At 45.8% G+C, this 22,790-nt stretch carries 25 protein-coding genes and 1 pseudogene; 13 read left to right on the forward strand and 13 right to left on the reverse strand.

The window, feature by feature from the left end; translation table 11 throughout:
- Window positions 1-223: 223 nt before the first annotated feature.
- On the reverse strand, window positions 224-865 hold the full coding sequence (locus JYB63_RS13425; protein ID WP_205658406.1) for an RDD family protein: 642 nt from the start codon (window positions 863-865) through the stop codon (window positions 224-226).
- Between the two features lie 122 nt (window positions 866-987).
- Window positions 988-1,779, reverse strand: coding sequence for a helix-turn-helix domain-containing protein (locus JYB63_RS13430; protein ID WP_205658407.1), 792 nt, complete (start codon window positions 1,777-1,779; stop codon window positions 988-990).
- A gap of 132 nt (window positions 1,780-1,911) precedes the next feature.
- Here JYB63_RS13430 and JYB63_RS13435 point away from each other — a divergent pair, with 132 nt between their 5' ends.
- Complete coding sequence (locus JYB63_RS13435) at window positions 1,912-2,856, forward strand: DMT family transporter (protein ID WP_205658408.1); 945 nt, start codon at window positions 1,912-1,914, stop codon at window positions 2,854-2,856.
- A gap of 251 nt (window positions 2,857-3,107) precedes the next feature.
- Window positions 3,108-3,503, forward strand: coding sequence for a hypothetical protein (locus JYB63_RS13440; protein ID WP_205658409.1), 396 nt, complete (start codon window positions 3,108-3,110; stop codon window positions 3,501-3,503).
- A 155-nt stretch (window positions 3,504-3,658) separates the two neighbouring features.
- Here the strand turns inward: JYB63_RS13440 and JYB63_RS13445 are convergent, their stop codons facing one another.
- Window positions 3,659-4,345: an ArsR/SmtB family transcription factor gene (locus JYB63_RS13445; protein ID WP_205658410.1), complete on the reverse strand. Its 687-nt coding sequence runs from the start codon at window positions 4,343-4,345 to the stop codon at window positions 3,659-3,661.
- Window positions 4,346-4,484: 139 nt separating this feature from the next.
- On the opposite strand from JYB63_RS13445, the gene JYB63_RS13450 reads away from it, so the two are divergent.
- The 4 genes from JYB63_RS13450 to JYB63_RS13465 all read left to right on the forward strand — a co-directional run bounded on the left by JYB63_RS13450 (window position 4,485) and on the right by JYB63_RS13465 (window position 8,782).
- Entirely contained in the window at window positions 4,485-4,868 is a 384-nt protein-coding gene (locus JYB63_RS13450) for an NIPSNAP family protein (protein WP_205658411.1), read from the forward strand.
- The gene (locus JYB63_RS13455) at window positions 4,865-5,191 is read left to right on the forward strand and encodes an antibiotic biosynthesis monooxygenase family protein (protein WP_205658412.1); all 327 of its coding nucleotides are present in this window, start codon (window positions 4,865-4,867) and stop codon (window positions 5,189-5,191) included. Before JYB63_RS13450 ends, JYB63_RS13455 begins: the two co-directional genes overlap by 4 nt.
- A gap of 230 nt (window positions 5,192-5,421) precedes the next feature.
- Complete coding sequence (locus JYB63_RS13460; RefSeq protein ID WP_205658413.1) at window positions 5,422-6,474, forward strand: polyamine ABC transporter substrate-binding protein; 1,053 nt, start codon at window positions 5,422-5,424, stop codon at window positions 6,472-6,474.
- Window positions 6,452-8,782, forward strand: coding sequence for a putative bifunctional diguanylate cyclase/phosphodiesterase (locus JYB63_RS13465; RefSeq protein WP_205658414.1), 2,331 nt, complete (start codon window positions 6,452-6,454; stop codon window positions 8,780-8,782). Before JYB63_RS13460 ends, JYB63_RS13465 begins: the two co-directional genes overlap by 23 nt.
- A gap of 101 nt (window positions 8,783-8,883) precedes the next feature.
- Here the strand turns inward: JYB63_RS13465 and JYB63_RS13470 are convergent, their stop codons facing one another.
- Window positions 8,884-9,087 carry a ribbon-helix-helix domain-containing protein gene (locus tag JYB63_RS13470; protein WP_205658415.1) on the reverse strand — a complete coding sequence of 68 codons (204 nt, stop codon included), beginning with the start codon at window positions 9,085-9,087 and terminating at the stop codon, window positions 8,884-8,886.
- Window positions 9,088-9,158: 71 nt separating this feature from the next.
- Here JYB63_RS13470 and JYB63_RS13475 point away from each other — a divergent pair, with 71 nt between their 5' ends.
- Both JYB63_RS13475 and JYB63_RS13480 read left to right on the forward strand, forming a co-directional pair.
- Entirely contained in the window at window positions 9,159-9,515 is a 357-nt protein-coding gene (locus JYB63_RS13475) for a helix-turn-helix domain-containing protein (protein WP_205658416.1), read from the forward strand.
- Between the two features lie 155 nt (window positions 9,516-9,670).
- A complete protein-coding gene (locus tag JYB63_RS13480; protein ID WP_205658417.1) occupies window positions 9,671-9,955 on the forward strand; it encodes a helix-turn-helix domain-containing protein in 285 nt (94 codons plus the stop codon).
- A 165-nt stretch (window positions 9,956-10,120) separates the two neighbouring features.
- Here JYB63_RS13480 and JYB63_RS13485 read toward each other — a convergent pair.
- The 6 genes and pseudogenes from JYB63_RS13485 to JYB63_RS13510 all read right to left on the reverse strand — a co-directional run bounded on the left by JYB63_RS13485 (window position 10,121) and on the right by JYB63_RS13510 (window position 16,303).
- Window positions 10,121-11,266 (reverse strand): annotated as a pseudogene (locus JYB63_RS13485) (IS3 family transposase).
- A gap of 64 nt (window positions 11,267-11,330) precedes the next feature.
- The gene (locus tag JYB63_RS13490) at window positions 11,331-11,756 is read right to left on the reverse strand and encodes a Mov34/MPN/PAD-1 family protein (RefSeq protein ID WP_205658418.1); all 426 of its coding nucleotides are present in this window, start codon (window positions 11,754-11,756) and stop codon (window positions 11,331-11,333) included.
- Between the two features lie 47 nt (window positions 11,757-11,803).
- Window positions 11,804-13,567 carry a ThiF family adenylyltransferase gene (locus JYB63_RS13495; protein WP_205658419.1) on the reverse strand — a complete coding sequence of 588 codons (1,764 nt, stop codon included), beginning with the start codon at window positions 13,565-13,567 and terminating at the stop codon, window positions 11,804-11,806.
- Window positions 13,564-14,760 carry a CBASS cGAMP synthase gene (locus JYB63_RS13500; RefSeq protein WP_205658420.1) on the reverse strand — a complete coding sequence of 399 codons (1,197 nt, stop codon included), beginning with the start codon at window positions 14,758-14,760 and terminating at the stop codon, window positions 13,564-13,566. The genes JYB63_RS13495 and JYB63_RS13500 overlap by 4 nt, the downstream gene beginning before the upstream one ends.
- 10 nt (window positions 14,761-14,770) lie before the next feature.
- Window positions 14,771-15,802, reverse strand: coding sequence for a CBASS cGAMP-activated phospholipase (locus JYB63_RS13505; RefSeq protein ID WP_205658421.1), 1,032 nt, complete (start codon window positions 15,800-15,802; stop codon window positions 14,771-14,773).
- Between the two features lie 288 nt (window positions 15,803-16,090).
- Window positions 16,091-16,303: a DUF3892 domain-containing protein gene (locus JYB63_RS13510; RefSeq protein ID WP_205658422.1), complete on the reverse strand. Its 213-nt coding sequence runs from the start codon at window positions 16,301-16,303 to the stop codon at window positions 16,091-16,093.
- Between the two features lie 653 nt (window positions 16,304-16,956).
- On the opposite strand from JYB63_RS13510, the gene JYB63_RS13515 reads away from it, so the two are divergent.
- The 5 genes from JYB63_RS13515 to JYB63_RS13535 all read left to right on the forward strand — a co-directional run bounded on the left by JYB63_RS13515 (window position 16,957) and on the right by JYB63_RS13535 (window position 20,166).
- On the forward strand, window positions 16,957-17,850 hold the full coding sequence (locus JYB63_RS13515) for a BrxR family helix-turn-helix transcriptional regulator (protein WP_205658423.1): 894 nt from the start codon (window positions 16,957-16,959) through the stop codon (window positions 17,848-17,850).
- Window positions 17,851-17,928: 78 nt separating this feature from the next.
- Window positions 17,929-18,456, forward strand: a complete 528-nt coding sequence (locus JYB63_RS13520) for a hypothetical protein (protein ID WP_205658424.1) — start codon at window positions 17,929-17,931, stop codon at window positions 18,454-18,456.
- Between the two features lie 218 nt (window positions 18,457-18,674).
- Window positions 18,675-18,938, forward strand: coding sequence for a helix-turn-helix domain-containing protein (locus JYB63_RS13525; protein ID WP_205658425.1), 264 nt, complete (start codon window positions 18,675-18,677; stop codon window positions 18,936-18,938).
- Between the two features lie 339 nt (window positions 18,939-19,277).
- Window positions 19,278-19,835, forward strand: a complete 558-nt coding sequence (lepB, locus tag JYB63_RS13530; protein WP_205658426.1) for a signal peptidase I — start codon at window positions 19,278-19,280, stop codon at window positions 19,833-19,835.
- Between the two features lie 115 nt (window positions 19,836-19,950).
- Window positions 19,951-20,166 carry a carbon storage regulator gene (locus JYB63_RS13535; RefSeq protein ID WP_205658427.1) on the forward strand — a complete coding sequence of 72 codons (216 nt, stop codon included), beginning with the start codon at window positions 19,951-19,953 and terminating at the stop codon, window positions 20,164-20,166.
- A 433-nt stretch (window positions 20,167-20,599) separates the two neighbouring features.
- On the opposite strand, the gene JYB63_RS13540 is transcribed toward JYB63_RS13535, so the two are convergent.
- From JYB63_RS13540 to JYB63_RS13550, 3 genes are all read right to left on the reverse strand, one after another.
- Window positions 20,600-21,034, reverse strand: a complete 435-nt coding sequence (locus JYB63_RS13540; RefSeq protein ID WP_205658428.1) for a hypothetical protein — start codon at window positions 21,032-21,034, stop codon at window positions 20,600-20,602.
- A 168-nt stretch (window positions 21,035-21,202) separates the two neighbouring features.
- The gene (locus JYB63_RS13545; protein ID WP_205658429.1) at window positions 21,203-21,529 is read right to left on the reverse strand and encodes a hypothetical protein; all 327 of its coding nucleotides are present in this window, start codon (window positions 21,527-21,529) and stop codon (window positions 21,203-21,205) included.
- Window positions 21,530-21,796: 267 nt separating this feature from the next.
- A complete protein-coding gene (locus JYB63_RS13550; protein WP_205658430.1) occupies window positions 21,797-22,756 on the reverse strand; it encodes an aminotransferase class IV in 960 nt (319 codons plus the stop codon).
- Window positions 22,757-22,790 lie beyond the last annotated feature (34 nt).

A 22,790-nucleotide genomic window follows, 5' to 3' on the forward strand; every position in this document is an offset into this window, starting at 1 on the left:
TCAACCTGATCCACCACAGCTAATTTAAAGGCAAGAGAATAATCTCGCTGAGTACGCTTAGTGATTGTTGTCATAACACTTTCCAAATTTAAGGTTAGAAAGTGTCAACCTTATTCAGGACGGGTCACAGCTATAAAAAAAGCCGCTGATAGCAGCGGCTTTTTTATACCTGTAAAACAGACTTACGCCTGTCCTTTCCGGAACTCATCCAGAGCCATGCTCATCAGCTGACAGCGCTGGTCGTTTCCTGAGGCTCATCCATGCTGATTTTCTTATTATTCAGCACTTCGATTACCTTCGTCCCGGCAATTAAATCATGCACACAACGTTTGTCTTTCCGGAAAATAAACAGGTTATCAATCAATGATAAGTACTGGCCAACCAAAGGAATGTAACTCACCAAAGCAACGGGAAAATAGCGCCGGGTGATTAAAGGAAAAAACTCAGGCTTATGGCCATCAGTGGTAACAATCGCAATATCCATAATATTTTTACCGATTGTCTGGCCTTTTTTCTTTAACAAATACCCGTGAACTAAAAAGAACATTGCCCAGCTAAAAATCGCTACCTTTATCGAAAGCTCAAGAGGAACAGCTTGTTGCTCGGCGATAACTGTCCAATAATCAAGATAAAACATGAACGGAAGCGTCACTGCCATCGTAATAAGTGCATCGATACAAGCTGCACACAACCGTGTCCAGCGAGACGCTAATGCAGGCGCACCGTCATCCTCAGCGAAATGTGCAGCATGAGTAAGCTTTGCCTGTTCTAAGTCAGCAGCACAATCGCTGTGTTCTTCACACAAAGCAACATGTCCGCTACCCCAGTTAATCCTGATCTTTAATCCGCAAACTTCGCAGTTCATCCCTTTCTCCGCAAATACTGAAGCTAAAGATTCACATGCCTCAGCCTCGTTTTTATCTTGCCGACATTAAACACTTTTTCTTCCAAAAAGGCAGTATCTCACTGATATTAATAACAATATCCCTACTCCTGCCCCTTCCTGAACTCATCGGGAGTCATGCCCATCAGTTTACGGAACATTACGATAAACGCCGATGCACTGCTGTAGCCCAGATCAAACGCAATGGTCTCTACCGTTTGTCCTTCAGCCAGTAGTGGCAGAGCTGCCATGGTGCGTAACCGCTGCCGCCACTCGGTAAAGGTCATGCCCAGTTCCTGTTTACAGCGACGGATCAACGTACGTTCGGTGGTATTAGCCCACTTTGCCAGCTCTGCCAGGGAACGGTTATCCCCCGGGCAGGCTTCTAACTGATTCAGCACCTTACTCAATAACGGATCATTTGTGTCTGGCAGATAACTGCCCGCACACTCTGCCCGGGCCAGTTGGTCCCGCAACACTAACAGCAAGCGTTCATCTTCAGCAGACAACGGTAAGCCCTGAAAATTATCCCGCAGGTATTCCAGTACCGAACGCACCATGGGTGACACGGCCAGCGCACAGGGCACCTTCGGCAATCCCTCCAAAAACGGCTCACTTAAATAAACCGAACAGTAAAGCGTGGCATCCCGGTTCTGCCCACGGTGTGCGGTATGTGGTGGCAGCCAGACTCCGTATGGCGGCGGTGCCATATAGTGACCATCTGCCAGTTTCACCTCCATGACGCCACAGAAGGAATAGACAAACTCTCCCCAGGTATGGCTATGCTCCGGATAACTGGAATCCGCCAGCATATTCTCTGCCCGGTAAAACAGCGGCGCCGGCAACTCATCCGGAAACGGCGTTGCATAAACATGGGTACTGCCCACTTCAGCCACAGACTTACTCCTTCACCTGAAAACTTTAACTGCTGACATATATACAGGATAAATTGTCACTAATTCACTATATCAATAATAAATTCCAGACCGATAATCAACACCCATGTTACACCGAGTCTGGAAATGCTTATGAATACCCGCCTGCCCGTTGATGGCCGTGCCATCGGCCTGATGATGCTCCTCTGTATGACCTGGGGTATGCAACAGGTATCTATCAAACTGGCCGCTGATGATATGGCTGCCGTGCTGCAAATCTGTCTGCGCTCAGGCATCGCAGCCGTCTTACTCGGCCTGTTCATGCTCTGGCGCAAGGAACAGATGAACATCGCCGATACCTGGAAACCGGGGTTACTGGCCGGCTTTCTGTTCTCATCAGAATTCTTTCTGGTGGGTGAAGGCCTGCGGTACACAACCGCTTCCCACATTTCGGTCTTCCTCTACAGTGCACCGGTATTTGCAGCACTGGGGCTGCACATTAAACTGCCGGTCGAACGGCTCAGCCTGCTGCAATGGACCGGTATTCTGCTGGCCTTCTCAGGCATTGCGGTAACTTTTCTGGGCCGGGAAACCGCCACGGATACCGCCACTGCCGACATGATCATCGGCGATATGTACGGCTTAATGGCAGGTTTCTGCTGGGGGATGACCACCGTACTAATCCGCTGCTCAACGCTGTCATCAACACCCGCCAGCCAGACACTCATGTATCAGTTACTGGTATGTTTTGTACTGCTACTCGGTGCCACACTCATCTCCGGCCGAATCGATATCCAGTGGAGTGACGTCGCCATCGGCAGCCTGGTGTTTCAGGGCGTCATCGTATGCTTTATCAGCTTCCTGGTGTGGTTCTGGTTGCTAAAGGAATACGTCGCCTCACAGCTGGGCGTATTCTCCTTCATGACCCCCATGTTCGGCATTGTCTTCGGTGTCGTTGTGCTGGGGGAAAAACTGGAACAGAGCTTTATCTCCGGTGCAGTCCTAGTCATGAGCGGTATTATTCTGGTCAGTGGCCAGAGCCTGATAAAGAAATACCTCACTAACCGGCGTAATCAGGAAATATCATCAACTGAATAGCGCTTTTCAAACGCTTTTTTGAATAGCGCCGATCCCGTGAAAGTGCTTAATTTCTATTGAATTAAGCACGTTCCCTTCCCAAAACCGCCGAATTGCCTTGCCTCAGGCGCCTTGAAATTTATTCATAAATCCCGGCACATCAACAATGTGCTCCTCTCACCCATCTAAACTTTAAACAGCCTTCAGCCACTCATAACAGGCACCTAACCACCCGCTAAACATCAGTATTGGCTTACTTGGGAGGGAATACCATGGTCATTGCCAAACCGATTTACGAACCACTGCCCTTTGTTTACCTGCTGATCGCAGTCGGCCTCGTATACTGGCTCGATAACCCGTTTGCCCTGGCATCAGCTGTATTATTTTATTGCGCCGGCTCGCTCATCTGGGTGCAAAGATCAGTGTTTCGGCGGGATCAGCGAATCATCGCGCGGAACGGCCGCAGTCATATAAAAACCCGGCCAGACCATGCAATGATCAACCTGCCGGAATCAACCTATGAATTACTGCCGTTCATCTATATAGGCATAGGTTTTCTGATTGTTTATTTCCAGCCCGGAAGGCTGGGTTTATTGCTTGCCGTCCTGTGTTGCTTTGCCGGCAGTCTGGCCCTGGCCATGCGTTCAACTAACCGGCACCGGCGCTGACAGAGAGGTAATTAAACAGCGAACACAAGTCCTGTCCCCTGCGTGCACGTAGACATATAATGGTCCGACATGCATCGGGCAGGCACCTTAATCTCTACGCTCCCCTTCCCTAACAAGTACACGTAACAGCAAACACTGCGGCTGTATATTTATGTTCAGGCAACAGAGGTTAACAACGGTATCTGATAATGCGTCGCGAACGCCTTCAGCCCTGCCGGCGTAAACGCCACCGTCCGTGAATCAGCTACCCGGCTCGCCCAGCCTCTGCGAAATACATCCTGTAACAGCCACTGCCCCAAAGACCCGGCAAGGTGGTTGCGCCGCTCGCTCCAGTCCAGACAGGACTTACACAACGGCCTTCGCCCCTTAAACTGCGAAAAATCCACACCGGCGGCTGAAAACCACTGTTTGCCCTCAGGGGTCAGTATTGTGTCCTCACCCTGATCAAGAATAAGTCCCTGCTCTGCCAGCGCATCATATACTGCTACACCATACTCACCGGCCAGATGGTCATAACACACCCGGGCCCGGCGTAGTGCAGGATCAGCAGGGCCGGTTACCGCAGGCGAAACAGCCGCAGCAAGGTTCAGCAGATTCTCGATTACCCCGGCAACCTGAGCATCCCGTAACTGAAAATACTTATGCCGCCCCTGTTTGCGCACAACAATCAATTCTGCGGCTAACAACTTCGCCAAATGGCTGCTGGCAGTTTGCGGCATAATGTCCGCCTCCAACGCCAGTTCAGTGGCTGTCAGCGCCCGACCGCCCATCAGTGCGGTCAGCATCTTACTGCGGGCACTGTCCCCAATCAGACCTGCGATCTGCGAAATATCCGGCTGCACACCCCACCTCCCTCTGTTTACTATCGCCTAAGTGTACCCCACAAAATACCCGCACACTTCGATCACCACCGAAGCACCCAGACACCAGCGACCTAATATACCGGCTGACCCAACCACATTACTGAGGGAACCAGCCAAAATGACCATCACATGTTTCATTGAATACCGGATCGACCCGGCCAAAATAACCGAATTTCAACAATATGCTGAAAACTGGGGGCACATTATTCCCGGCTGCGGCGGCCAGTTACTGGGCTATTTTCTGCCCCATGAAGGCACCAATAACCGGGCATTCGGCCTGATCAGTTTTGCCAGCCTGGCGGATTACGAAAGCTACCGCCAACGGCTGAAAGCAGACCCGGCCGGCAGTAAAAACTTTCAACTGGCTAATACCGGGCAATTTATTCTGGAAGAACAGCGCAGTTTTTTAAAAGCCGTGCCAGGCACCTATTTTCCCGATACCTGCCACACAACGGCCTTCACCGTAAAAGACAGCCCCGAGACACCGGAGACAAACCTATGATCGCGATTATTTTTGAAGTGACACCTAAGGCCAGTGGTAAGCAGGCCTATATGGATATCGCCGCTGAACTGAAAATACATCTGGCCAGTATGCCGGGGTTTATCTCCATCGAGCGCTTTCAGAGCCTGAATGATCCGGAGAAAATCCTCTCACTGTCCTTCTGGGAAGATGAAACCGCCGTCGCCCGCTGGCGTAAAGACATGCACCACCAGAACGCCCAACATCAGGGCCGTCATCACCTGTTCGCCGACTACCGCCTGCGGGTTGCCAGCATCCTGCGGGACTATGGTATGAACAACCGTCAACAAGCTCCGCAGGAATAATACCTGCACCTCTCTTAAGCCTGCACTCAGCCGTAAAGGCTGAATGCAGCTACTTCCATCTCCCCCACAGGCATGCAGAGGACAGTCTAAAACCGTTATCCTCAAATTGGGAACTGGCCAAGCGTTCAAACGTTAGTATTAATATACACTCAGTTATAACAGCCATTAGTTTTATTCAGGCACGGACGCGTTAACCCCTTAACATTTACAGTTAAGCAACGGGAAGGTTCATGCCACTCAACATCCGCTCAGCCATACTCAGTTTCGCGATAGCTCTGCCCGTTCAGGCAGACACCCTGCGGCTGCTGAACTGGGATGAATACCTCAGCCAGAACGTACTCAGCCAGTGGCAGGCGACCGGTCATGATATTGAATCCGTACTGATCGATAACGATGAAACCAGAGATGCAGTACTGCTCAACTCAGTGGATAACCTGATTGATCTGGCGGTCATTGACGAAACTGTCAGCAAGCGCTTTGGCAGCGAAGGGCGGCTGGTAGAAGTCAGTGAAACCAACGTCCCCTCACTTGCAAACGTGGAACCGTTCTGGCGGGAACGCTGTGGCAACTACGCGGTGCCGTATCTCTGGGGCACACTGGGCATCGCCTACCGCGCAGATAAAGTTGAGCAACCACCCACCTCCTGGCAGGACCTGTTGCAACCCGGCGACGCCCTTAAAGGCCATATCGGCATGATGGATGACCACATCGACATGCTCGCCCCGGCCCTCTTTGCCAACGGCCACTCACTCAACAGTGAAAACGAAGCCGAACTGAAACAGGCTTTTGCCACCCTGGAAAAACAGGCTGCCCATGTACTGACCTATGAGTACCCCATCACGTATCTGGGCAACAGCCCGGACGCCGACCAGTTACACATGGCCATGGTCTACGGTGGTGATCAGTACACAATGAACATGAAAGCCGATAAAGAAGACCTCTGGAAATACACCGTGCCAGAAGAAGGCACTGTTCTCTGGGTAGACTGCATTGCCGTCACCACCAGCTCAAACAATCAGGCCCTGGCACTGGCGTTTCTGGACTTTATCAACCGCCCGGCCATCGCTGCACAAAGTGCGGAAGACCTATACTTCGCCACCCCTAACGCCGCAGCAAAACAATTACTTAAAACCGAATTCCGACAAAACACAGAAGTATTCCCATCCGAAGACATTATCCGCCGCAGCCAGCTCTACCGGGAACTGAGTCGTGACAATGTTCAACTGCGCTTACGCATCACTAACGCTGTCATAAATATCTATGAATCTCGGAAAACGCACTAGTTTACTGATCCTCCCGGTGATCATCATCAGCTATGCGATGATCGCCTGGATCATCTACGAACGGGAATCCGGTTCGTTACAGGCGCTTGAAAAAAACCGTCTGGAACAGCGCGCCAGCCTGATCGGCTTTACCTTTAACGACTACAACAACTTTCTGGACACATATCTGAGGTCATTAACCGAAGGGAATATACTTGCTGCCTACCTGCGCAACACCAACAACGTATACCGGGAAAAGATGCTCACAGGCCATCTGGAATCGGCCATTAGCCGGGGCCGGCAAGGCAGGCAAACCTTCGCTTCACTGAGTATCTTCGACAGCGATAACACTCTGAAGCTCTATATCGAAAACAGCACCGACCCGTTTGCGACCATCCAGCCGGAACAAATCCGTATCGCCACTGAAATGGCCGATCAGAAACTGCGTAAAAAATGGGAACACACAACCTCCGATAATGGCCAGTCAGCTATCCGGCAAGGCACCGCCATTGATGCCAAAACCCTGCTGACCCCCACCCTGCTGCAGGCTGAAAGCACCTACCGCATAATCGTAACCGCACGGCCGGACAAATTCGATGAGCTGCTGCGAACAACACAAACAGAATATCAGGCTGAACTTCGCTACTTCGGCATCGACAACCCACTGGACGCACCCCCACAGGGGCTAAGCGCCATTGTTAAACTGTCGCAGAATTACTTTTTACTGATCCAGCCGTCTGAAGCCTATCTGGCCTCCCTGCTCAGCCAGCTACAAATTCGCCTGCTGGCCATAATGTCCGCCAGCGTACTCATTACCTTCATCCTGCTACAGTTATTGATACGCCGTTATATAACCAACCCCATTGTCCGGCTGGATGAACAGCTAACCGACGTAATCGCCCGCAAAAAAGACAATATCGACTTCCCCCACTCCGAAGACGAGGTAGGCCGGCTGGGCCGGAAATTCCACGACCTGTACGAAAAACTCAATCAGGCATTTCAGGAAAGCTTCCTGCAGGCCCGGATCGACGTCCTTACCCAACTGCCAAACCGTGTAGGCTTTCACGAAGCCGCCGAAAAAATGCTGCTCGACGCGGAAAAACACCAAAAGCAGTTCAGCATTATTTACATCGACATCGACAACTTTAAGTTCGTTAACGATAAGTACGGCCATGAAATCGGAGACGAACTGCTAAAAGCCATCTCTGCCAAGTTTAACTACCTGATCGCCATCGCGCTGAAACGCAATGACATGCCCTTTGTGTACCGGCTCTCCGGCGATGAATTCATCATCATGCTGCCTGAGTATGACAACGACAGCGCCAGCCAGGTGTGCAATAAAATCCTGAAACTGTTTACCAATGGCTTCAATTTCGAACGGGGGCACTTTGCAGTCACCGCCAGCCTCGGCCTGGCCAGCTACCCGCAGGACGGCAGCAGCATCACCCAACTGATCTCCAACGCGGACCTGGCCATGTATCAGGCGAAAAATACCGGTAAAAACCGCCTCGCCCATTACTCCAATGAACTGGCCAAAAACGACCGGCAACTTAAAGAAATCGAATTCCTGCTGAAAGAGATTAATCCAGAAGCAGAACTCTCCCTCAACTATATGCCGGTGATCGACCATGCCGACAATGTAAAAGGCTGTGAAGCTCTGCTGCGCTGGCACTCACCCCAGATCGGTCCTGTCTCCCCGGCGGTTTTCATTCCTATCGCCGAAGAAACCGGCGTTTTCGAAATGATCGACCTGTGGGTCATCGAACAAAGCTTTAAAGACTATCCGCAACTGCAAAGCATTCTGGGTGAACAACTACAGGTATCCATCAACATCTCCTCAGCTGAAGTTCACTCCGATAACTTCATCCACAAACTCAAAACCCTATGCCACCAGTACGGCATTACCCCCGGTGACTTCGTGCTGGAAATCACCGAAACCTTCGCCATGGAACAAAGCTCCGACGCGATACAGTGGCTGGAACGCCTCCGCCAGCTGGGTTTTAAAATTGCCATCGACGACTTCGGTACCGGCTACACCAGCCTCATGCAAATGGTGGACTACCCGGTAGACATCATTAAATTCGACAAACAACTGGTCGAACGGATCACCCAGACAGAACGCCGCCACCTGGCCAAAGCACTGATCGACCTTTGCCATATTCAGAGCATACAGGTCGTCGCTGAAGGCATTGAAACCAGCGAACAGAGCCGTTGCCTGTGGCAGGCAGACTGCGACATACAGCAAGGCTTCCTCATCGCCAAACCCATGCCCATCGACACCCTTAAACAATGGCTGGAAGAACACCGCTATCTGGAACGGGTGGTATAACCGCTTAGCTGAGACAATCAGAATGCAGCCGGACAGAGATCTCTATCCGGCCATCAGCCATCAGCGACCAACAGCCCCTGTAATAAGCACTGTAACTCTACTCAGAGCTGGCAATTTTGCAGCAAACGGCGCTGCGCCTGACTATTCGCAGCGCGGGCTTCCAATGCTTCGTCGATAAGAATTGCGGCCATTTTAGACTCCGTACGGTCTTCCTTTTCCCGTAACAGTGTCAGCTGCCTGTAGGTAGCCGCCGGAATAACTGTCTGAACCCGGTGGCTTTTTCCGGTGGTGTTCGTTGCTTCCATTGATATAATCCCTTATCAAGTATGTGGTAGTAACTTTTTTGCAGCTTTAGTATTAATGGAATATATACACAGTGTCAAACAAAAATATGGATTTATTCCATAAGCGACTAAGGGAAGAAATTAAGGCGACGGGCTACACCATGGCTGAAGCATCCCGCCAGATGGGTGAGTCCAGCCCACAGCGCCTCAATGATGTCGTGAATGGCAGGCAAAAAATCCCCACCGAAATGCTGGCATCCGCGGCTGGCATCGGCGTGGATATACTCTATGTAATCACAGGAAAACACCGGGCCACAGAAGACTCTCTGTCTGAAGACGAACAAATCCTTGTTCAGCACTACCGATCACTGAAAGAAAGCGATAAACAGGCCATCTATCAGGTCAGCGAAACTATGGCCGCTTATCGGATACATAAAGAATCTGAGTGATCAGGATACTCTGAGTATTCCCCCTTCCCCATCGCCTTCGGCTTATTGCATCATCACCTCCCAGCACAAGCCCTTTGCAATGAACTACCTATTTGAATTAAGAAGCCTGTACGATTAATCTGTGATTGGTCATGAAACTCAGGGAGGGAGTAACTATGAACTTACAAACATTGAAAGAGTGCGTCCTTCACAATGAAGATGTGCGGACAGAGTATGATGCACTGGAAAGTGAGTTCGCACTTATCAATCAATTGCTCGAAATGCGTAAAGCGGCTGGCTTAACCCAGGAACAGGTAGCAGCGGTGATGCATACTACAAAAAGCAATATCAGCCGTCTGGAGACAGGAGGCACTGCGCCTAAAATTGATACTATCAAACGTTATGCTGATGCTTGCGGTTATGACCTTAACCTTACTTTTCAAGCCCGATCAGCAAACTAAAGACTTATAAAAATCAAACCTTCCTACGTCCTGTAGTTAATCCAGTGCCAGACGATTTAACAGATCATGTACACTATCGAACACAGCTATAACATGGTGTGGTTTTACCCCAATTCTTCGGACAGTCAGTTAAGAGCAGTGGACTTACGCCATATCAGCGGACACTCATCTAAATAATGTCGTCTGCTCTTCATATGCCACAGGCCTGATGTTTCCTATGTGTGCATGGCGTCGAGCTTGATTGTAAAAGACCTCAATATAATCGAATATTTCAGATCTCGCTTCTTCTCTGGTTTTAAATATATATCGACGATATCTTTTCTTTCTTCAGAGTGCTAAAAAATGACTCAGCTGCTGCATTATCATAACAGTTACCACGTCGACTCATACTTGGCATTAAGTTATGAGAAGCGCAGAATCTTTGCCATTCATCACTGCTGTATTGCGAGCCCTGATCAGAATGAATAATGACTTCCTGTTGTGGGTTTCGCCGCCACACGGCCATTAGGATGGCATCTAATACTATTTCTTTCGCCAGGGTTGCTTTCATTGACCAGCCAATAATTTTTCGTGAATAAAGATCCATCACTACTGCAAGGTACAGCCAGCCTTCATAGGCGCGTATATAAATAATATCGGTTACCCAAGCTCTGTCTGGTTGGTTGATGGTAAATTGCTGCCATAAACGATTTGGTACAGCAATTAACGATTTATGATATTTATAGCCAGGACGCTTATATCCACGTACAGCCTTGATTTTATTCGCCTGCATGATTCTGGCAACTCAGTTCAAACTGACTTTTTCACCTATTTCCCGCAAGTCGATCCAGATTCTCGATGCGCCATAAACTTGATTACTCGCTTGATAAGAATCATGAATCAATTCCAACAACCGCTGATTTTCGATAGATCGTCTGGAAGGTGGCCTGTTCAGCCAGTCATAGTAACCACTGTGTGAAATACCCAACGCACGGCACATCCGACGAATGGGATAACACCCCCGATGCTGCAAAACAAACGCATACTTCAGCCGGGGTTCTTGGCGAAGTATACGGCGGCCTTTTTTAATATTTCTCGACCTTCTTTAACCCGCTGAAGCTCTGCTTTTAGCTTTAGATTTTCTCACCTGATCTCACGAATTTCTGCTTCGAATCGATCCTTTTCATCAGGGGCATATGCTTTCACCCATTTATATAAACTCTGAACCGATACGCCTAACCGCTTCGCTACATCAGGAACCGTATAACCCCTTTCGATGACCTGCTTAACAGCCTTGTCTTTGAATTCTTCGGTAAATCTTGCCTTAGTCATGGACCTCTCCCATATGCTTTAAATTAAAGTATATGAGTGTCCGTCAAAATGAAGGAAGTCCAGTTTAAATATCTAGCTGTAATGAGCCTAAAGAAACAGCTTCACTACCGGTCCAATATGCAATCCAGTCAGATTGTTGTCCGATGATTATCAAAACAGCTTCTTTGCCCTGTAAGTTTTTTTTCCACTCAGATATATCATCTCTTGATGGGAATGGATGGGGCTCAGGGTGTGTATGCCACTCCCCCAAATACGTCTGTTCCTCATTGGAGGCGACCCATGCATCCATGATTTTTTTCAAATGACTGTAACTGCGTCGAATAAATCCAAACTTCGAACGCTTATCAAACCAGTCAGGTTCTGAGCAGTCAGTAAGCTCAAAATGGGTCACGCTACCGGGTATACCATGGGATCGTTTATAACCAATAAGTACACCTCCAGCCTCTTTATCTGAAAACCTTAATTGTTGATATTTATGAAGTTTATCCATCAATATTGTAGGAACTATTAGATACCCACCACTAGGTAATTTCGATATCAAATCAGTCTCGGGCTGCAGCATGGGCAATTAACACTTTTTTTCGGGTTTTGATCTTGCGTTCTCTTCACAAAGCTAGCATGGCTTTGATGTCTGAATTTGAAGCCGGCGTTTTCAGATACAGCTTCAAGCACCATTTGCTGAACTAAACCTGCTGCGGCACTCGATATTCCCGCAGAAAAGGGGATATAGCTTTCTCCGCAACGCTGTGTAACTACAATCATATCCTCTTCCTTATCAACTGAATTGAAGAGGGGATATCTCTCGACTAATGCACCAGTATCTGCTCCATTCTTTTGAATTTTTAAGCATCTATAGCATGCACCTGAACCATCATCGAGTAGAGAGCGTACAGCATAACCACCGGCATCTATCCATGTGTGTAACACTATAGGTAGTTTCTGGTCGTCTCTTCTAAGATCTGATAAGTAGCTTGCTAGAAGACATGAAAATGTTTCTTCACCTGTAGCATCGATCACCACATCATAATGTTTGAGCAAACTCAGGTTCTTTACTTTAACTCCGATAGCGGCATTGATATTCAATTGTGATGATGAATTTTTTAAAAGAAAGTCCGCTACGGCATGGCTTTTAGACTCCATTAAATACTCAGCGCCTAAGAGATGTCGTCCTAAGTTACCTTCTTTTAGTATATCCCTATCAAATAAATCAAATTGCCCCTTTGAACCACTACCTGCACCTGCTTTTTGTAATAAGGCAGCGGCCTGGCTTCCGATAGTTCCACAACCAATCAAAGCAATTTTATAATTTCGCAAAGATGAGGTTGTCAGGTTTCTTTCATAAATATACTTTTCTGTTACATCGCTAACTTGCAGGCGATAAAAGTTCTTCACCATTAGTTTATTGCTGACTATCGTACGAAATTGATCAAGATGCTTTCCAGGTAGCACTTTATTTGCATTAGACCGGAATTTCTCGACGCTTTTTCTTAAGTTTGAAGAAAAAAGAAGAGAAACACCAAAAGATCCACTTTTTTCAGACTGTAAAATAATTACTGCGGAAACACATTCTTTAGTTACGGGCAATAAAGCTCGGAGTAGTTGAGCCTCTACAGATGAACTCAAGCTTTTTGTCCACCCCAAAAAATCAGCCATATTCTTCGGAGGCCAAATTTTTTCTAGCTCATAGCATAAAGCTTCGTCCATCTGAAGGACTATTGCATTGGATTCAAATCGGGGTGATAAACTTTCTTTACCATTTCGAATACGGCACCAGTGATTAATTTCACTTGAAGATGCTCCTACTACAAGCTCCTTGGATACTGTCCCATCTAAAGCAACACGATCATAAAAATGACTAATACAACGCTTATTATTACTAGTTAAAAATCCATGCAATTTAGACGGCCAATAGGATTGAAACTCCCCTGCAAAATCATTCTGACTTTGATCCGGATTCACTATTATTTCCAGCGTACTACGCACATGCCCAAGCAAAACAAGCATTGTACGCGCTGGATAGAAAGGGTCTAAGAACTGTCCTAGGCGATCTAGATAACATAACTTATTATTTGGTTCTAAATGAGGTAAGAGAGCAGGCAAGTTTTCAGGCCTGTGCAGCAAATGAACTTCTGGAAGTTCTTCAAACTTCGGATCAATCCTGCTGATACGCAAATGAAAGTCGATACCTTCTACATTCATTTTCCCTTCGAAACATGGCCTCATTCCTGATTTCAGGTGAAAACCTTCGCCTACAAGGGTACGAGCAATAAGCTCATACCCCTCATTCCAAGATACATTCATGCTGAACGATGACTTTTTGAAGGCTGAGGGCGTTCTTGACGCTGGGCAGGTATGTTACGCACAGACTCTGAAACTGTTACAACCTCTACCCAATCTGGCCGATTTGGGATTCGCATCCCGAAAACACTCCGCAAGCTATCAACTACCATTTCAGTGGTTGTAGAGTTGCATAATGCATCCTCAGTTTGTTGCTTGAGCAATCGAATCTGGCTACGAATAATCTGAAGTTCTTCCGAGCTCTGTCCTCGTGGAAACATCTTCTCTTCGCTATCTTCTGGGTTGTAAATCTCTCCATCAAATTGATTAGGCATAGCTCTGACAACTGCTAAAAATGCTTGGCAGTCTGTATCAAAACCTTTTCCGTTCAAATTGAAGAACCGATCAAACGTTTCTGTAGCAGCTACCATCAAAGTGATAGAAGAGGGCCCACCCTTCTTCCAAGTAAAATCTCGCCAAGCTTTTAAGTAACGGCACACACGCCTTAAACGTTTCGTATGTATTGAACAACGTCCTTCAAACCAACGTTGCAACACCATAGGATCAGATGGCTTCCAATGCTCTTTATTACGCATAGCCAGATAGACAAGATTAGAATCTAACCAAATATCCTCTTCAGCATCAAAATTAGCATTGGCACTAAATTTTTCGTCAAAAGTGCGAGCTTCTAATGAAGCTTTAAGGATGGCGTACCTCTCTTCTGGAATTGCATAAATTGGCACATCGATATGTATACGCTCATTAACATTTAATCGAGCACAAGTTGATTTAGAGTCATCAAACTCCCAGCCTTTTGAATTAGCTAAGTTCCGCAGAATGCCATCTACTAGCTTAAACAGAATATCCTTTGCTGCTTTTGGGTTCCCTTCCACAACCTCCATCGGAAAGTAGACACCGTCATCTAAATCAATCTGCTGAGGAGGCACGTAGGCAGGGGAATTCAAAGTTCTATAAACAAAACTACCTTGGGTCCAGAACTTGGGTTCAAGTCTCGCAATATATCGCTGAGTGTCATCAGGATATGTATGAGCACGATCCCTTAATTCTTTGAAGCCGACCTTCAAAGCAGATCTTACTTCTTTCCTCAACATTCTGAGTTGAGAATCTTCTTTATCCGATATGGTAATGTTATCTAAAAAATTCTTTTGTAATTTTATTGTATGGAGCAGTTTAGGTACCTTATGACGCTGATTCATGATCGTTTCCTTAAACATTCTTATTTGGACCGTAATGGAACTCTGGTCTAAGCGCCTGGTACTGCACCATTTCACGGTAAACTAAGTTATTGATAGTTTTTTGAGCCCTAGCTTCTGCTCTGCCTTTCAAAGTATTCGCAGCATCATCTGAAGCGTTATCAAGAGCTAAAATTTTTGACTGATCTGCCGTCTGAACATCATCAACTTCTAAGAACCTTTCTGTTGTAAGCAAATGCTTAGCAATCTGATTATGAAGCCCTTCGTTTGCTGATAGAGTCAGGTCAATTAAATCTCCGCCGGCACCCCAATCCATATACCCTCGTTGAAGCTTTGAGCTCTGGTCAGCAGTTTTTTCTGCCCCCATCGTACCAACAAGCATTAAACGAATTTGTTCTGATGACTTGCCTAAAAAATACTGAGCTTCGTGAATTGCCATCAAAGCAGGTGAATTCGCAGCTAATCCCCCATCTACGTACCAACAGTTTCCAATTTGATGAATTGGAAAGTATGTTGGCGCGGCGCTTGTAGCAAGAGCTACATCAACAGCTTTTACCTTCCAATCGCGTTGAAAGTCAGGATGGTGAGGAGTTTTGAATACCTGAACGCTTCCGGTCGTAAAGTTAACCGTTGGAATTAATACACGAGACTTCAATTCCCCAATGAGCATGTTTCCAAACACATCATCAAGAACTTCTCTAAGCGGTTCTGAAGAATACAATCCTTTACGGGCTTGTCTGATCTTCTTTGTAATCTTTGCTATTTTATTTGTTTTCTCTAAAGGGAAAATTTTTAATCGATTACTATCCAATATATGGCTTAAATCTCGAGCATTTATCCCGCTAGCGAGACCTAAAGCAACTATTCCGCCAATAGATGTGCCACAAATTAAATCAAAATGCTTACCGATCCAATAATCTGGCTCATCATGCAGTTCAGCGAGTGATTGTTCTAACTCGGCTAATACATGTACTGTATATAGCCCTCTCATGCCACCGCCACTAAGGGATAATATTTGGAAATCTTTGTTCGTATTTAAACTCATGATGAATAGGCCCTGAAATCAGTCAGCATCTGATATAATTAGTATGTTTTCCTCAACCCATTGATCCATATCTTCCGGTGACTCGAACTCATAAATTTCATCCTGATACGTAATTGTTAAGTTCATGTAATCTGTTTCATAAATAGTTTTGTTATCTACTATTAAACGTCCCATAGTAACTATCTCCTAAAAGATGATGCTGAAAATAAAATCGAAAAATGTTCTATTGGATATCTGAATATCATCAAAAATAAACTCCACAGAAAGGATTTATTTTATGATTAAATATCAATCAATATTGTCAGATTGGCATCTATTTGGGTTAGCTCGAACATATTCAACACCATTTACGTCAACAGTATGAACTCCCTGATGAGAGCCATTATTAACTTCTCTTACCAATTGAGATCGGCTTACAACCCCACGTCCTTGAACGGTATAGGATTGATTTTCTCCATTTACGCCATCAGCGTTTCCGGAAATACTACTTGCTTTAGCCATAGTGAGGGCCTCGCTTAAAAACTTTATTTATGAAAAGCCAGGAGCGATCCTGGCTTTCCTGTGTTGCTATATCTCACACAAAGGAGAGATCCTAGTCATCGCTATCTAGGTAGTGAACGCCAATGGGTACAAACTTGCTCCCAACGTCCAAAACGAAAGCGAGGATAGGTAGTCACACGAACTACTTTTGGCTTTTTCATAAAAAAGCACCTCTTATACTTTTTGCTAAGAGGTTCTTGTAAAGCAAAGCAACTAAAGCTAATCTGCAAGGGTAACGCTTGCGTATAGCTAGGGGATGTAGACCTCTGTTATACAACCCATCAGAAGCACTCCTACATGCTTCTGGTATGCTTTACTAAGGGTATCTAACATCCTACTGTTAGTTACCCTAAATTCTTCTCTGTCTCTCTTCCTCAGTACTCAAAATCGACTCTATATAGTGTGGAAAGCAATCTTAAAGCACTACATATAGTTCGAGTATAATTCCGTTCAAAAAATATGCAACTAGATTTGATACGGAGAACGTACATTATGATACGCCCGTAATTTCATATTTCAATACGCATTCGCGTATCATTTTGATACGCATGTTGATTGATCAAATATTTTACGTATACTTCTTATCTCTAACAATAAGTAAAGATGCACCTATTATGGATACTTCTCTTAACTACCTAGAGTTACAGAACATTGCTGGAAACAAAGCCGAGCGGCTTGCCTACGTAGACTTTAAGGTACATTTCACGGGATCTATCAAACGAAGCGATTTGAATGTTGCTTTCGGCTTAGCTGACGCCTCAGCCTCAAGACTCTTATCAGACTACGCCGAGTTAAGACCCCAGAACCTGTATCGAGACCCTTCACGAAAAGTGAACGCTATTACAGAATCTTTCCAGCCACTAATAGACATCGATCCGGTTATCGCATTAGGGATGCTTTCGCATGGTTTTAATAAAAACAAACTAATTGATAGTCCTGTTCTCCCGTATGCTCGAATTGGAGCATTAGCAAATGTATTAGAAAGAGAAGACGTTGCTAAGATAACTCGAGCAATGTTTAATTCATCCGCCATTGAGTGCCACTATATTTCAAGCAACAGTAATAACCACCAAAAACGTGAGATCTTACCACTTAGCCTTTTATTTGATGGTCGTTACTGGATTTTTAGAGGTTACCAACGCTGTGAGCAAAGACCGAATAAATTTAAGAACTTCAATTTTAGTCGAACGACATTAGTGAGTGAGTTAGAAGTTGAAAACAAACAACTACCGCATGAGTCTTTGACTGCTGACAGTGCATGGAATGAGAAAATACCATTGGTCTTGGCTCTTCATCCTCAGTTATCAGAAGATCAAAAGAAATCTGTAAGAAAAGATTTTGGTATGTCTATCGATAGCGAAGAACTAATTTTAACCGAACGTGCCGCGCTTCTGTGGATATTAAAACGCCGTTGGTTTATTGATACTGCAGATGTCATTGCTAGTGGAGGTCATGAGTATTACAACTTTTATCTTAAGAATCGTGAGATGTGCATACCCTATGTATGAAGTCGTTTCGATACTCTCGATTGTAAAATCAACTCTAATTTTAAGATAAATATATGCCTTTCCACCTAATAAATATGCATGGATGATAAGGGTAGTTGTAATAAGTATTACACGGCTAATACAATTTTATTAAGTGGTCAGTTAGAAAATGGAATAGAATTACAGGTTGCAAATGTAAAAATGAGTGCTGAAGAACAATACATAATTACAGATGAACTCTTAGAAGAAATAAGAGAGCAATTCAAACTCTGGGCTACTTTTCTCAATACAGGCGTTGGGCTCTTATCTTTTACTCTAGCAATTGCCTGTCTAGGAACAGGTTCACCAGGCATTAATGCCTCGATATCCATGTTAGTAATTGTTTTAGTAAGGTCTCAAGGAAAGAGCTATTTCCCTTCAAAAGTTCAAGATTTAAGGCAAAGAGCTAAAGAAGATAAAAAAGCAAAGGTCCTACTTAAAGGGTTAGAGAGTGAGTTTTTAAGTTTTAAAGCCCTAATCACTGGTTACCCCATTTTCTTGATTGGTTTCATTTTTTTATCTTTAATTGTAGTGAGTCCTTTTCTTGTAAGCTTTCTTCCTGTGTTAGAAAGCTACTTTGGCAGTTAACAAATTACAATAATTTGAGGTCTAAGTTGGCAATCTCAATAACTTAGACCAGTGCCATATCTGTAGAGGCTAATCTGGGGGCTCTTAACCAAATGTCCGACTAACTGGAGTAGCACCACTATCATTTTAGATAAACAAACACAATAAGGTAAGATATATCTGGTGTTCATGTAATTCTTGTGTACTGATCACTGGTAACCCTAGTGAAGAGGGTTACTATGGAAATCAAAAGGGTAAATTCTGAGTATCAGAAGCTTGAAACAGCTAGATTATCTGCTCAGATAGGAGCCTTGATAAAGCAAGCGAGAAAGACGAAAGGGATTTCTCAGGAAAGGCTTGCAGAGGCTGCTGATATTTCTGAAAAATATTTATCATCCGTCGAAAATAGCAAAGAGCCCAATCTTTCCATTGGCTATGTTGTAGCGATAGCGTTAGCCCTTAAGGTACCCTTTTTACAGCTAATTCCCTCAGATACCCCATAAGTCAGTGTTTACTGCTCTTTATTATAAGTCCGACGACCTATGGCCAGGCTCTTATACCTTTGATAGACGTGAGGGGATAGAAGCTTCATGATTATGATGTAGATACGTTTCCTCTTATTATTGACATTCCTACATTATCCTTCACACCTACTATTTGATCGTTTTTTAACCACCACACAATACTCTGCAATATTCCTGACTAACCGCCCCTCTGGTATGTACTAATGAGGCTGTATAAAGCCCTCCCCCTCCTACTTTCAGTAGTTAAAAACGGGCAGATATCTGTGATAATCTGCGTTCAAAGGAATACATCAACAACGCAATACGGAAATAACAGCAATGGAACAGCCACCACAGGGAATGAGCTTTCTACAGCGCAAAGGCAGAGCCATTCGCACCTTATGCATCATCGCGCTGATACTGGCGGCATACGCTTACCTCGGTCCACAACTACTGTTTATCAACACCAAGAATATGGAACCCAGCCTGCTCAGGGGCAACTATGCGTTTTACTGGCAATTCAACACCTTAGTGTATGAACCGAAGCGATGGGATGTGGTGCGGTTTAAAACCCAGATCGGCACCTATTCATTTGGCAGGATTGTTGGCTTACCCGGTGAAGAACTTCATCTTTCAAAAAACGGAACCTACCTGAACGGTGAGTACCTCATGTTACCGGAAACACTTAATGCTAAAGGTGTGAAATATCTCCCGCCACAGGTGCAGCTGAACGATACATCTACAGAATTTGCGACCTATAACATACCCGCCAACGAGTATTTTATTCTGGGGGATAACTCGGAACGTTCCTTCGACAGCCGTTACTTTGGCGGCATTCCTGAAGATAAAATTATTGCCGATATTCAGACAATCACCTGGCTAAGCCAGCGTAACTGATCAGAGCTTCCCCTCTGAGAAGCATTACTACCCCGGACGAATACACCTGAAGCCTTGCCATCGCTGGCAAGTCGCGCCATCATGCCTGTGTACATACATCACAGGGAGCGTGATCATGTTTGAATTTACACTGGGCAGGAAACAGTCAATTATCATTAATGGCGAGACAACTATTAAGGTGCTCAATGTCACCGCCAAAGAAAAAGTCTTTCTGGGCATAACAGCCCCCCGCCACGTCAACATCCTCCGGGAAAACGCCAAACGCAAAAAGCCGGGAACGGATGAAGAATCAGAGATTCAGTCTGATGACGCTGAGCAAACAACTGAATAACCAGCCATTATTCTGCCGAAACAACTTTCGGTATAAAAAGCCTAGCGGGATAAAAACCTGGTGGGATTAAAAACCTGGTGGGATAAAAGCATGCCGACACTGCTTACAGTGACGGTTCTTTTACGTCTGGCGACTTAAGTCAGAAAAACTAAAACAACGATTACCAGTACAATGAAAATCAATCCAATCAGAGATAACCAGCTTCTGGTTGAGGTATAGCTATTTGCCATCCCTTTCAGGGACAAAGGTTGTTTCGGGTATTTGCCTATCGTACACACTTTACAGACAATCCAGCCGGTGTAATAACAAACGCCCCAAAACAGAAACTCTACAAAAAACCAGATAACACCCTGAAAAGTCAGTCTGATAACAACAACGAATAATTCCTCCAAGCAAAACTCCCTGTGCTGATAACAAAGTGTGCAACTAAATGTTACAGATACTCAACTTCAGCATCCCCAGAAGGCTTGCCGTTCCGGTCCACCGCCTGATAAGCAAGAACAATCTGCGAAACCCTGTTATTCTCGAACCAATACGTTATGCCATTTTTCAGATCAGCCACTGCACGGTTTCTGATCCGTTTATTCAATGCATATTCAACGTTTTGTTTGTATTCGCCAACCCTTATTCCGTTCGCATCCACATACTGACGATCATAAATAATAATGGTATTTATCCGACCGGTGCTGTCCTGAATCGTGATATGTACACCGTCGAAAAAATACCTAACGTTGTTAATGTTAGCTTTTTTCCCGTGGGGCGACCCCAACAGGGAGATAACATCCGCGATTGTCGCCTTCCCTACCTGCAGACCTTTATACTTTGATTCATATGTGATGATTTGCGCACCACAGGCAAGAACAGCCATAAACAGACATACACACAACACGATAGGCTTCATTGCTGACCTCCCAATCCAGTAGCCTTCCCTGTGGACGGATATCCATTTCCTTCCCACCAGTGTAGTAGTTTTTAAACAGGCCCCACGAACCGTTAACCGTTATGGCAAACTCACCTAATAAACCCTAAGCCCTTCTTATGACGAACCGGTAGCGGCTCTGTTCTTTTCCGACCTTAGCGACAAGGCAAAAAGCACAAATGCCGTCACCCCCACGGCGGTTCCGGCAGAAATGATCTGGTCAGTCAGTGTATATACGTCATAGGCCACTCCGGTTGGGAGACCGTTCTTGTATTCCAGGTAAGGCATGACAAGCTCGAAACCTGTGACTGAAAGTGTCGACGGTATAAACCCGAACATCATAATCAGCGCCGACAGTTTGCGGGTATTCAGCCAGCATAGCAGCGCCCCCACACATAAAATGCATGGCGAGTAAGCCAATATTATTGCTATGAAGTTATCCACTCTGGAACTACTCCTTTAAGAACGAAAAACTAATCCACGTCCCCAACAAAAAGCATAGACGCAGAAAACGCCAGTAGCTAAAAGCGTCCGGACTTTGTGAGCAGTCATCCAGTGAAACTGAACAAGTGAACCTGGGTTCTTAGCCCCGAATGATGAGAAGTCTGTCTGCTTTCTAATCTCCGAAAGAGACTTCAGCCAGGCGTCAAACTCAAATTGCAGACACAAAAAAGCCGCTACAATGAGCGGCTTTTTTCTGTGAATACTGGCTTACAGCACAGTGCCGTTTTCCTGCTGGTCTTTCTTCAGCAGTTCGCGGGCCAGCTTAGCCACCGGGCCAGGCTTGCCGTCACCAACGGTCTGACCGGCTACTTCAACAACCGGAAGCGCATCCAGCGTGGTGCCAATCATGAACACTTCTTTTGCTTTGTACAGCTCATCAGCACTTTGCTTAGCTTCTTTCATGCCAGTGATCAGACCCTGTGCCTGCAGCTCACCAGACAGCTCGTGCAAACGCAGCAGTGTGGTGCCGCGCAGGGTGTGATCAAAGCTTGAGTAGATCAGTTCATTGGCTTCGTTCAGGTAAACGATGTTCTCAGTCGGGCCTTCACCCAGGAAACCATCTTCAGTCACGTTCACCACGAAGTTCAGCTTCTGATCAACCGCTTCTTTAGCCATCAGCACGTTGGAGATGTAGTTACAGGTTTTAACCTTCGCTAAGCCGCCGCTCTTAATCGCTACCTGGCTGAAACCGATTTTCGCGCCGTTTTCATACAGTTCCGGTGCAGGGTTACGCAACGCAGAGGCGATCAGGTATAACTGTGGGCCAACAGATGCGTACGGGTTTGGGGTAAAACCACCCGGTCCACGGGAAGCGTACAGACGGAACAGAATGTCCTTCAGGCCGCTGACTTCTGCCAGTTGCTTGCAGATATCGATCATTTCTTCTTTGGTATGACGCAATTCCAGGAAGATATCACCGGCAGAACGCTCCAGACGCGCCAGGTGCTCATCCAGCAGGAAGACTTTACCGTCAACCATTTTAAAGGCTTCAAATACGCCGTCACCACGGTGTACCAGATGGTCATCCACAGGCACGGTCATCAGTTTAGGGTCGGTAACGATCCCTGAAAAAACACTGGAGTACATAGCATGATAGTCATTCTGCGCCGCATACTCAGGGCAGGCGTTCACTATCTCTGTCACGTCGTTATAAACTGGATATCCCATAAAGTTTCCTCACTAAACTGATGTTCCGGACCAA

The organism is Aliamphritea spongicola, assembly GCF_017051665.1.
Classification (GTDB): Bacteria; Pseudomonadota; Gammaproteobacteria; order Pseudomonadales; family Balneatricaceae; genus Amphritea; species Amphritea spongicola.

Coding starts and splice junctions, on each gene's coding strand:
- JYB63_RS13435 (WP_205658408.1), top strand. CDS start 1,912: ATGAATACCCGCCTGCCCGTTGATGGCCGTGCCATCGGCCTGATGATG.
- JYB63_RS13470 (WP_205658415.1), bottom strand. CDS start 9,087: ATGGAAGCAACGAACACCACCGGAAAAAGCCACCGGGTTCAGACAGTT.
- JYB63_RS13525 (WP_205658425.1), top strand. CDS start 18,675: ATGGAAATCAAAAGGGTAAATTCTGAGTATCAGAAGCTTGAAACAGCT.
- JYB63_RS13505 (WP_205658421.1), bottom strand. CDS start 15,802: ATGAGTTTAAATACGAACAAAGATTTCCAAATATTATCCCTTAGTGGC.
- lepB (WP_205658426.1), top strand. CDS start 19,278: ATGGAACAGCCACCACAGGGAATGAGCTTTCTACAGCGCAAAGGCAGA.
- JYB63_RS13510 (WP_205658422.1), bottom strand. CDS start 16,303: ATGGCTAAAGCAAGTAGTATTTCCGGAAACGCTGATGGCGTAAATGGA.
- JYB63_RS13550 (WP_205658430.1), bottom strand. CDS start 22,756: ATGGGATATCCAGTTTATAACGACGTGACAGAGATAGTGAACGCCTGC.
- JYB63_RS13440 (WP_205658409.1), top strand. CDS start 3,108: ATGGTCATTGCCAAACCGATTTACGAACCACTGCCCTTTGTTTACCTG.
- JYB63_RS13490 (WP_205658418.1), bottom strand. CDS start 11,756: ATGGATAAACTTCATAAATATCAACAATTAAGGTTTTCAGATAAAGAG.
- JYB63_RS13450 (WP_205658411.1), top strand. CDS start 4,485: ATGACCATCACATGTTTCATTGAATACCGGATCGACCCGGCCAAAATA.
- JYB63_RS13515 (WP_205658423.1), top strand. CDS start 16,957: ATGGATACTTCTCTTAACTACCTAGAGTTACAGAACATTGCTGGAAAC.
- JYB63_RS13455 (WP_205658412.1), top strand. CDS start 4,865: ATGATCGCGATTATTTTTGAAGTGACACCTAAGGCCAGTGGTAAGCAG.
- JYB63_RS13500 (WP_205658420.1), bottom strand. CDS start 14,760: ATGAATCAGCGTCATAAGGTACCTAAACTGCTCCATACAATAAAATTA.
- JYB63_RS13520 (WP_205658424.1), top strand. CDS start 17,929: ATGGATGATAAGGGTAGTTGTAATAAGTATTACACGGCTAATACAATT.
- JYB63_RS13480 (WP_205658417.1), top strand. CDS start 9,671: ATGAACTTACAAACATTGAAAGAGTGCGTCCTTCACAATGAAGATGTG.
- JYB63_RS13465 (WP_205658414.1), top strand. CDS start 6,452: ATGAATCTCGGAAAACGCACTAGTTTACTGATCCTCCCGGTGATCATC.
- JYB63_RS13495 (WP_205658419.1), bottom strand. CDS start 13,567: ATGAATGTATCTTGGAATGAGGGGTATGAGCTTATTGCTCGTACCCTT.
- JYB63_RS13460 (WP_205658413.1), top strand. CDS start 5,422: ATGCCACTCAACATCCGCTCAGCCATACTCAGTTTCGCGATAGCTCTG.
- JYB63_RS13540 (WP_205658428.1), bottom strand. CDS start 21,034: ATGGCTGTTCTTGCCTGTGGTGCGCAAATCATCACATATGAATCAAAG.
- JYB63_RS13425 (WP_205658406.1), bottom strand. CDS start 865: ATGAACTGCGAAGTTTGCGGATTAAAGATCAGGATTAACTGGGGTAGC.
- JYB63_RS13535 (WP_205658427.1), top strand. CDS start 19,951: ATGTTTGAATTTACACTGGGCAGGAAACAGTCAATTATCATTAATGGC.